The sequence below is a fragment of the Kitasatospora sp. NPDC114501 genome (genome assembly GCF_055633695.1).
Genome location: NZ_JBVKDS010000025.1, coordinates 75,621 through 85,119 on the forward strand (window position 1 = coordinate 75,621; position 9,499 = coordinate 85,119).

The 9,499-nt window shown below is 72.2% G+C and carries 9 protein-coding genes and 1 pseudogene; 2 read left to right on the plus strand and 8 right to left on the minus strand.

Annotated features, from left to right (window positions below; all coding sequences use genetic code 11):
* Nucleotides 1–117: 117 nt before the first annotated feature.
* A complete protein-coding gene (locus ACZ7RU_RS34855; RefSeq protein ID WP_470345002.1) occupies nt 118–1,344 on the plus strand; it encodes a sensor histidine kinase in 1,227 nt (408 codons plus the stop codon).
* 5 nt (nt 1,345–1,349) lie between these two features.
* Nucleotides 1,350–2,015 carry a response regulator gene (locus ACZ7RU_RS34860; protein WP_470345016.1) on the plus strand — a complete coding sequence of 222 codons (666 nt, stop codon included), beginning with the start codon at nt 1,350–1,352 and terminating at the stop codon, nt 2,013–2,015.
* Between the two features lie 67 nt (nt 2,016–2,082).
* Here ACZ7RU_RS34860 and ACZ7RU_RS34865 read toward each other — a convergent pair whose 3' ends face one another.
* From ACZ7RU_RS34865 to ACZ7RU_RS34900, 8 genes and pseudogenes are all read right to left on the minus strand, one after another.
* The gene (locus ACZ7RU_RS34865) at nt 2,083–2,922 is read right to left on the minus strand and encodes an SAM-dependent methyltransferase (protein ID WP_470345003.1); all 840 of its coding nucleotides are present in this window, start codon (nt 2,920–2,922) and stop codon (nt 2,083–2,085) included.
* A gap of 114 nt (nt 2,923–3,036) precedes the next feature.
* Entirely contained in the window at nt 3,037–3,786 is a 750-nt protein-coding gene (locus ACZ7RU_RS34870; RefSeq protein WP_470345004.1) for a hypothetical protein, read from the minus strand.
* Nucleotides 3,787–4,064: 278 nt separating this feature from the next.
* A complete protein-coding gene (locus ACZ7RU_RS34875) occupies nt 4,065–5,075 on the minus strand; it encodes a DUF1648 domain-containing protein (RefSeq protein WP_470345005.1) in 1,011 nt (336 codons plus the stop codon).
* Nucleotides 5,072–5,419, minus strand: coding sequence for a GntR family transcriptional regulator (locus ACZ7RU_RS34880; protein WP_470345006.1), 348 nt, complete (start codon nt 5,417–5,419; stop codon nt 5,072–5,074). The genes ACZ7RU_RS34875 and ACZ7RU_RS34880 overlap by 4 nt, the downstream gene beginning before the upstream one ends.
* A gap of 73 nt (nt 5,420–5,492) precedes the next feature.
* Entirely contained in the window at nt 5,493–6,161 is a 669-nt protein-coding gene (locus ACZ7RU_RS34885) for an oleate hydratase (protein WP_470345007.1), read from the minus strand.
* 19 nt (nt 6,162–6,180) lie between these two features.
* The gene (locus ACZ7RU_RS34890) at nt 6,181–6,756 is read right to left on the minus strand and encodes a hypothetical protein (protein WP_470345008.1); all 576 of its coding nucleotides are present in this window, start codon (nt 6,754–6,756) and stop codon (nt 6,181–6,183) included.
* 110 nt (nt 6,757–6,866) lie between these two features.
* Nucleotides 6,867–6,995: a hypothetical protein gene (locus tag ACZ7RU_RS34895; RefSeq protein ID WP_470345009.1), complete on the minus strand. Its 129-nt coding sequence runs from the start codon at nt 6,993–6,995 to the stop codon at nt 6,867–6,869.
* Between the two features lie 670 nt (nt 6,996–7,665).
* Nucleotides 7,666–8,874, minus strand: a pseudogene (locus tag ACZ7RU_RS34900) (LysM peptidoglycan-binding domain-containing protein); the annotation flags it as partial.
* Nucleotides 8,875–9,499: the final 625 nt, after the last annotated feature.

Genomic DNA, 9,499 nt, shown 5'->3' on the forward strand with positions numbered 1-9,499 from the left:
CGGTGCCCGGGGCAGCCGGGCGGCCGCATCGGACCGGTGTCGACACCGCAGGTCACCCACGGACGTACAACCACGGTCGGATGACGGCGCCGCGGACCGTCGTTACGATCTTGAACCATGCCCTCGACTCCCTCCCCGCCACTGCTCCGGCGCGTCCCGCCCGAGGCCTGGGTCGGCCTCGCCTGGTGCGTGGCCGCCGGCTACCCGGCCGTCCTGCTCGGCGGAGCCGCCGCGCAGCACCCCGGCGCCGCCGCGCACGGCGGCTGGGCGTTCACGCTGGCCGACACGGTGGTGGCCTTCGCGGGCGCGGCGCTGGTGCGGCGGCTGCCGGTGCTCTCCGTCGCCCTGCTGCTGGTCGCCGCGTTCACCGAGACCGACGGCTGGGCCGCCGGCGCTCAGGTGCCGCCCGGCGCGCTGCTCGCGGTGGACGCCGCGCTCTGCCTGATCACGGCGACCCGGCCGCGGCGCAGCTCCCGGGCCGCGTTCGCGCTGGTCATGCTCTTCCTGGTGCTGCACATCGGCCTGGTGCGCGGCAGCACGGTGGGTATCTTCACCGGTACCCACATCGGCTCTGCCGACGGCGCCGCGCTGCTCGCGCTGGTCGCCTGGCTGGTCGGCCGCTCGGTGCGGCAGAACCGGGAGCACGCCGAGGCGCTCAGCGCCCGGGCGGCCGAGGAGGCGGTCACCGCCGAACGGCTGCGGATCGCCCGCGAGATGCACGACACCGTCGCGCACAGCCTCGGCATCGTCGCCCTCCAGGCCGGTGCCGCCCGCCGGGTGATCGGCCGTCGGCCGGAGCGGGCCGAGCAGGCGCTGGGTGAGATCGAGGCCGCCGGACGGGACACCCTGGCCGCGCTGCGCCGGATGCTGGTCGTGCTGCGCCGGGCCGACGGCGAGGCCTCGGCCACGGTGCCGCAGGGCCTGGCCGACCTCGACCGGCTGGCCGGGGCGACCACGGCCGCGGGGGTGCGGGTGGAGGTACGGCGGCACGGCGAACCGGGGCCGCTGCCGCCGGAGGTGGACCTCGCGGCCTTCCGGATCGTCCAGGAGTCGGTCACCAACGTGGTGCGGCACGCGGACGCCGGGGCCTGTGTGGTCGCGGTGGACCACCGCACGGCGGGGGAGCTGTCCGTCGAGGTCACCGACCGCGGGCGGGGCCGGGGCCGGGGCCACGGGCCCGGCGCCGGGGTCGGGCTGGCGGGGCTGCGGGAACGGGTCGCCCTGCTGCGCGGCGAGTTCGCGGCCGGGCCGCTGCCCGGGGGCGGCTTCCGGGTGGCCGCCCGGCTGCCGGTGCCGGTGCCGCCACCGGTGCCTTCCGCGTCGGGCGGGGAGGTGGAGGCGTGATCCGGGTGGTGCTGGCCGACGACCAGCCGCTGGTGCGCGCCGCGCTGGAGATGGTGATCGCGGAGACGGCGGACGTCGAGGTGGTCGGCGAGGCGGGCACCGGGGCGGAGGCCGTCCGGTTGGCCGCCGAACTGCGGCCGGACGTCGTGGTGATGGACATCCGGATGCCCGGTATGGACGGCATCGAGGCGACCAGGGTGGTGACCGCCGACGGCGGGCCGACCAGGGTGGTGGTGCTCACCACCTTCGACGAGGACGAGCACGTGTACGCGGCGCTGCACGCGGGGGCGTCCGGCTTCCTGGTCAAGGACATGGCGCTGGACGACATCCTCGGCGCGGTGCGGGTGGTGGCCGCGGGGGACGCGCTGATCGCCCCGGGTGTGACCCGGCGGCTGATCGGGGCGTTCGTCGCGGGGCGTCCGCCGACGAGCGCCCCGGGCCCGGCCGCCGCCGTCGAGCGACGGCTGGCGGCGATCACCGGGCGCGAGCGGGAGATCCTCACGCTGGTCGGGCGGGGCCTGTCCAACGCCGAGATCGCCGCCGAGCTGGTGCTCAGCGTCGCGACCGTCAAGACCTACATGACCCGGCTGCTGGCCAAGCTCGACGCCCGGGACCGGGTGCAGCTGGTCATCCTGGCCTACGAGGCCGGCCTGGTCTCGGTGTCCGGCTGACCGGGGCCGCCACGGCGACGACCCCGCCACAGAAACGATTCAGCGCTCGATCGCGAAGCGCCGGTGCTCAGCGCTTGACCGCCACGCCCGCGTACATCGCGATGTCCTGGTCGCGGACGGGCGCGGCGCCGGCGTCCGGCCGCCAGTGGTGCACCAGCGTGACCCCCGGGTCGAGCAGCTCGTAGCCGTCGAAGAACGCCTCCGCCTCGGCCTTGTCCCGGATCTGGAGCGGTATGCCGCGCGCGTTGTACTCGCGGCCGACGCCGCCCACGCCCACCGGGTCGGTGTCGCCGGTGAAGACCGTCAGGGCGAGGAAGCTGCCGGGCGCCAGCGCGTCCATGAAGCGGCGCACGATGCCCTGCGGGTCGTCCTCGTCCAGCACGAAGTGGACGATCGCGATCAGCGACAGCGCCACCGGCTGCGAGAGGTCGAGCACCTCGCGCAGCCGGGGGTCGGCGATGATCGACTCCGGGTCGCGGAAGTCGGCGTCCACGTAACAGGTGCGGCCCTCGGGCGAGCTGTCCATCAGGGCCCGCGCGTGGGTCAGCACGATCGGGTCGTTGTCGACGTACGCGACCCGGGCCCCGGGGGCGACCGCCTGGGCGATCTCGTGGACGTTCGGCGAGGTCGGGATGCCGGTGCCGATGTCGAGGAACTGCCGCACGCCGTACTCCTCGGCGAGCCGGCGCACCGAGCGCTGCATGAACTCGCGGGTGGTGCGCATCGAGATCGGCAGCGCCGGCCAGGCCTGCACCGAGGCGTGCGCCGCGGTGCGGTCCGCCTCGAAGTTGGTCTTGCCGCCGATGAGGTAGTCGTAGACCCGGGCGGAGTGCGGAACGTCCATCCGCAGGTCCACCGACGGGTAGTCCTCACGCGGAGCGCGCTCCGTCCGGATCTCGTTCGCCATGCTCGTTCTCCCGCTCCTGGGCGTCCGTTCCCGGACGATCCGTCACCGGCCGCCGTGGTGGCGGTCCACGGTGCGCATGGTAACGGTCGCCGGGAACGGCGGGATGACGAGGGCTCAGGCCTGTGCCTCCGGGGCCACCGGTTCGAGCACGGCGGCGCCCGGCTGGCGGGGGACGGCGGCGGTGTCGGCGTCGCCCCGGCCGTGCGCCGCGAGTTCGAGCGCGGCGCCGGTCCAGGCGACGCCGAAGGCCCAGGTCGCCAGCCACTCGCCCAGGTACAGCGGGCGCACCGACCAGTCGGAGCCGACACCCGTCACCCCGGCCAGGCCGGAGAGCGCCAGGGCGGCCAGGATCACCACCCCGGCCACCAGGTAGGCCCTGCCCACCCGGGCCGGCTGGGCGGAGCGGGGATTGCGGAAGGAGAAGAGGCAGAACAGCGCCAGCATGACGAACAGCAGCCCGGCGAAGACCAGGTGGAACACCCCCACGGTGCGCTGGACACCGGACGCGCCGTCCGGGGCCGTCGGGCACAGCGCGACCCCGAGCGCGAAGAAGCCGGCGGCCGTGCTCCAGCGGTCGTCCCGGCGGTCGAAGCGGTAGCAGATCAGGAACACCCCGAGGGCGCACAGCCCGCCGACGAAGAGGTCCCGGGTGTCGGTGTAGTACGAGCCGCTCATCGAGTCCGGCCAGAAGCCGTCGGTGCCGCGCCCCGTCACCTGGGCGGCCAGCCAGTTGCCGAACGGCAGGGCCGGCGGCAGCAGGATGCCGATCAGGCCGACGCCGAGGCGCAGGATAGCGATGGTCCGAACGTCCTGGACGCTCTGCCGGACATCGGGGGAGTGCTGCGTGCGCGAGTCGTTGGGCACGGACGCCTCCTTGCCTTTCGCACGGGCGCGGGGCCCGCTGGTCCTCCGGTCGCGAGGGGACGGCGTGGGGCGGTGCGGACGGGCGCCGCCACACACCTGAGCGACCGTCAACTGGTGTACCCGGATCGGCGTTCGGAGCACCACCGATCCGGGCGGTTTTACGCCCTCGACGACCGTCCGGAGAACCAGGGTCACCATCGACCACGGCTGCCCGGCCTCCACCTCCCGTCGGCGCGGCCGGACCGCCTCCGCCGCCTTCCGGTCTCCGTCGAAGCGGTTCAGCCGGTGGGTTGCCGGGTGCGCGCGATCAACGCGTTGAGCAGGGCCGCCCCGCGCTCGGCGTCGTCCACGCTGACCGCGAAGTCCGTGCCCCGGCGGGTGCGCACCACCAGGCAGACGCCCCGGCGCAGCATCACGGTGGTGCCCAGCCCGTTGATCCGGTAGCCCCAGCCGCCCACCTGCGCGGCGGTGCGCTGCTCGGCGCGGGCGGAGTCGAGCTCGGCGGGGGACCAGTGGCGGGCCGGCCGGCCGAACGGGCCGAAGCCGACGGTCAGGCCGCGGGCGGTCACCCGCACCCGCACCGAGGAGCAGGCCAGGCACGCGAGGGAGGCGACGGTGAACGGCAGCACCAGCGCCCAGTCCAGCTCGGCGACCCCGCTCGCGACGGCCAGCAGCCCCGCCACCGCGGCCAGTCCGAACACCGCCGCGGCCAGTTGCAGCCACGGGTTGGCGGCCCGGGAGAGCCAGACGAACCGCTCACCCGCCGGCACCTCCAGTGCCGGTGCCCCGGCCGCCGGGCGCGGCTCGGGCCGACCGCCGTAGCGGCGGCCCGCCAACCAGGCCAGCAGCCCGGCGAGGCCGGTGGCCAGCAGGATCAGGACCACCTCGACGCCCACCGGTGCGGCGTCCTGCCAGCGGGTGCGGTCCAGGTTGGCGTGCACGATGGAGGCCTGCGCCCCCGTCAGCAGCACCCCGCCGGTCGCCAGCGTGGCCGCCGCGGCCCCCGGCAGCCGACCGGCCCGGTAGCGCTTCAGGACCACCGCGGTCAGCACCAGGACCGCCCAGAACACCGCCGGGACGAGCGTGGCCGCCGTCAGCGACATCGAGTCGTTCGGCTTCCGCCCGTCCCAGTGGGTGGCCAGTGGGTCCGGCAGCCGGTGGCGGGCCACCAGCGGCAGGGCGATCAGCAGTGCCAGCACGCCGACCGACCAGGCCGTCGCGGCCCAGACGGCACCGCGCGGTGCCTGCCGCTCCGCCGCCGTCGGCTCGGTCGTTCCCTCGTCCGTCACGACATCCCCCTGATCATGTCCACGAGATCGTTCCTGCTGTAGCCGGCCCGGGCCGCGTCCTCGACCAACCGCCGTACCCGCTCGACCAGTTCGGAGCGGGTGTCGGCGCCGGTCGCGATCGTGATGCCGCGGCCCCGGCGGAACTCCAGCACCCCCTCGTCGCGCAGCGTCCGCAGCCCGCGCAGGACGGTGTTGGTGTTCACCCCCAGGGCCCGGGAGAGCTCCCGGGCCGGGGGCAGCTTGTCCCCGGGGGCGCACTCGCCCTCGGCGACGGCGCGTCTGATCGCTCCGGCGACCTGTTCGTGCAGCGGTCGGGTGTCCCCGATGTCCAGCTTCAGCAACATGGTGCTAGTGACGATAGCACCATTCATTTTTGCTGCCACCCTCCCGGGCCCGCCCGGTGCGCGTGGGCGGCGGCTACCCCCGCTCGTCCCCGAGCAGGCCGAACTCCTGCATCAGCTCGCCGATCTCGGTGGCCTCCAGTCGGCGCAGCAGTCGCTTGCGCAGGAACTCCGGTCCGGGCAGGTCGAGTTCGGCGCCGTCCCGGAGCCTGGTGGTGGCGGCGAGCAGCCTGCGCACGTCGTAGGTGGAGTTGAACACCTCGGGTACACCGCGCTCGACGTCGAGCAGCCGGTAGACGGCCTCCATGCCGGCGGGGGAGTCGGCGGTGGCCGGGGTGAGGTCGAAGTCAATGTCGGTGACCTCCACCTCGTAGCGGAACCGCACGCCCTGGTCCATCAGCCAGTGGGTGAGCGGCAGGACCATGGACTCGTACTGGCTGTACTTGGTGAACTTCAGCGCGGACAGGTCCGGCAGGCCGCCGATGTGGTGGACGAAGCGGTGCAGGTAGAGCTTCATCTCCAGCGCGCCGTGCCACTCCTCGAAGGCGAACATGGTGCGCCAGTACAGCCAGAATTTGCTGTCCAGGAAGTTCCGCGAGAAGACCTCGTCCATCCGCTGGCCCTCCAGCTCCTCGCGGGTGGCGAGGAACACCCGGACCAGGTCCTTCTGCGCCTTGTCGTCGAGCGCGAACCGGCCGTCGGTGCCGGCGTCCTGGCCGCGGCGCTCGGTGACCCGCTGGAGCAAGAAGTTCGGGTCGTCCTTGTTAGCCGCATGGACACCCCTGCACCCGCCGGATTGCGTGGGCACGCGGCGGAAAGGACGGTGGGACAGTGGCAGGTGCGCGAGGAAACGATCTTCCGCAGGTGGACCTTCTACTTCGCAAGTCGCAAGAAGTGCGTGGGGTGGCGACCCGGGGCATCCTGTCCATCAAGGCGCTCACCGGGCGGAACTCGGCTCGATGCGGGGGGATGTGCAGCACCGCCCCGGCGTCGACCTGCGGGAACGGGACGATCTTGCGGTCCACGGTGATCAGGTCGTCCGCGTGGGCGTACGCGGCGAGCCGGTAGGCGACCGACAGGTAGACCGACTTGGCGGTCTTCAGGTCGCCCAGGACCGTCTTCCCGTTGATCCTCACCATGAAGTCGAACGAGCCCGCGTACTCGTGCTCGCGCGACCAGGCGACATCTTCGGCGTGCAGCAGCTCGGGCTGGTAGCGGTCGAGCCACGCCTCGATGTGCGGCACGTACGGCTCGACGTCGTGGTGCGGGTACGGCACCTCTTCGCCGCGCAGCCGCAGCTCGAAGTAGTCGTGTACCAGGCTGCCGACATCGGCCCGCACCTCTTCGCCGCGTACTTCAGGAAGTCCACGGCGGCCTGGCGGTCGCGGGCGGCGATGCGCTGGACCACCTCCAGGTCGGTCACCGCAGCCTCGGCCGCCATGCCGGCCGATCAGGTTTGCAAGAACGGCTTCGCCTCCATGTTCAGGATGGACGTCGCCGAGGGGGCGAGGTCGCCCGAGGCCGGGTGGACGTAGTAGCGGGAGCCCCGCTGGTGGATCGTGCGGACGCCGTCGGACATGCGTTCCTTCCATATGCGGGCACGCAAAAGCCCCGGCTGTCCAAGCGACAACCGGGGCTGATGGAGGCTTACTTACTTACTTACCTTACCGGCCCGTGCTCAGCGCTGACGGCGCAGCAACTCCCACATCACCGGACCGGTCAAGCCGACGGCGGCAGCAGTCGCGGTCGGCCAACTGACCTGAAAGTGGAGGGCCGCAGTCGTGAGCAGCCCGTGCCCGTAGACCGCGACGTCTCGCCACGTGACGGGACGGTCGCTACCACCGTTGGCCGGGAGGGGGCTGCACTGGTGTGTCATGATGGGACCTCTTCCGATGCTCTTTCGCAGGGGCAGCGAGGAAACGCGGGCCACCTCTCCTAGACCGAGATGTGGCCCGCACTCGCTTGCAGTGAGAGTACCGTCACGGATGACATCCCATCAAACGCGCATGTCTGCAGGTGTCTTCATGTGGAGAGCAAGTTTGAAGGCTGCTCTCTCCAGTCCTCGACCGCCTGAGGTTGCTACTGGGGATTTCCCTAGTTGCAAGTATCGCCGCAGGTCAGGGGGCAACTTGTCATGCATATGATCTCATGGTAAAGGCTATCCGCCGAAATCGCACCGGAATGCATAGAGTGTTCACGAATAATCCCTGGTCATCGCCCGTGCCTGGTGATGTGCGAGGTTGCTTAACTCAATGACTGCGAGTATGGAATTCACGTCTGAAGTGATGGCAGCGAGTCCGAGTAACCCGGCACCTCCGCCTCGACACGGGCGGTCGCGGCCTGCTCGTCGGCCTCGCGCTCCTCCGGGGTCCGCAGGTGCGGCACGGGGGTGTAGACGAAGACGACGTTCTCGATCGCGGTTGCGGTGCGGTCGATCGCGTCGAAGCGGTCGCGCAGGGCCATGCAGTGGCCTCCAGGGCTTCGCGGATTCGGGCGTGGAAGTCGGCCAGGGTGCCGGTGTTCGGGACGACGAGGTCGGCGTGGTCGGGGCCGAGCTGGTGCTCGGGTGGTCGGCGGCTGCTCGACGGGCCGGGAGCGGCGGGTTCCGGGGCCTTCGGGGCTGCCGGTCGCGGGACGGGTGCGGAGCCGTCGGGGATCACGATGCCCTGGCCCGGGAAGATCAGGTCGGGATAGGCGACGGTGGCGGCGTTCGCGGCAACCAGGGATTCCAGGGTGACGCGGTAACAGGCGGCGATCTCCCACAGGGTGTCGCCGGGGACGACGGTGTGAACCGGCGGCTCGGCGGTCGGCGCGGTGACGGTCGGCAGGCTGATGACCTGCCCGACCTCGATCCGGTTCGGGTTGGGCACCTGCGGGTTGGCGTTGATCACCGCGTCCAGGCCGACGCCGTAGCGGGCGGCGACGGCGGCGAGGGAGTCACCCGCGGCGATGGTGTGGGTGGCAGCGCCCGGGGCCGGGGTGGGCAGGGGGTCCGGGACGGGGGCGGGCTGCTCGGTCTCGGCCGGGGGAAGCACCTGGTCCGCGGGGGCTGGCTCGGCGGTCGGCGCGGCCGTTGGCGACGCGGACGCGGCGGGCACGGTGATCTCCTGGCCCTCCACGATGCGGTCGGGGTTGGAGATCTGGGGGTTGAGGGAGAGCAGCCCGGTAACCGTGGTGCCGAGCGCGACAGCGATCCCGCCCAGCGTCATGCCCCGGCGGATGGTGATGGTCGGGGTGGCCGTCGGCTGCGGAGCGGGCGCGCTGCCGAACTCGATGAGGAGGCGGGCGAGCTGCTTGGGGCCGGGGATGCCGTCGGCGTCGGCGGTGTCGCCGAGCTTGAGCTGCCAGACGCGGAAGCTCTCGGTGTCGGCGTTGCCCCACACCGGCCCGGGGCCCTCGGTGTAGCGGGAACAGCCGGCCTGGACGAGGGCGCGGCCCATGACGGTGATGTGCTCGCCGCGCGGGCGCGGGCCTCCAGCAGCCGGGCAGCGTCGACGGAGACGTGCTCACCGGCCGTGAACGGCAAGGTCATGTCGTGGGCCCACAGCTCGCGAGCGGTGGCATGCGGGACCTCAGAGTCCAAGCACGCCTCGTAGTAGACGATGGTCCGCGCGATGCGCAGGGATTCGTCTGAGGGGTCGGCGGCCCGGGTCTTGCGGCGTGCCACGGCGTGCTCCTCTCAGACGTCTGGTGCGCTATCTGGGGATCCCGGGAGGTAGGCCCGGCCACCCCGGGTAGGGTGGAGGCGGAGGCGGCGGTGGAGGCTGGTAGACGGGCGGGTCGTACTTAACCGGATTGTTTGAATGGCCGGGAGCAGGCCCGCGGACGACGGCGAAGACGGTGATCACCGCAATGAATACGGCTACGAGGGCGCAGGCGGCCCAGCTCAGAATGAGCAAGAGTCCACTTAGGCGTTGAAGTGCTGCTCGGCTCTTGCTCCGCATAGCCACCTCTACGCGTAGGTCAATTGGCGTCCGCCTTCATGATGCCCTAGGGCCTGTGTGAGGTTGTGATCAGTCGGTCGTCCGCAGGAGGTCGTCGATCCAGATCATCGAGGCGCGGAGGTGGAGGCCGGCGAGGTAG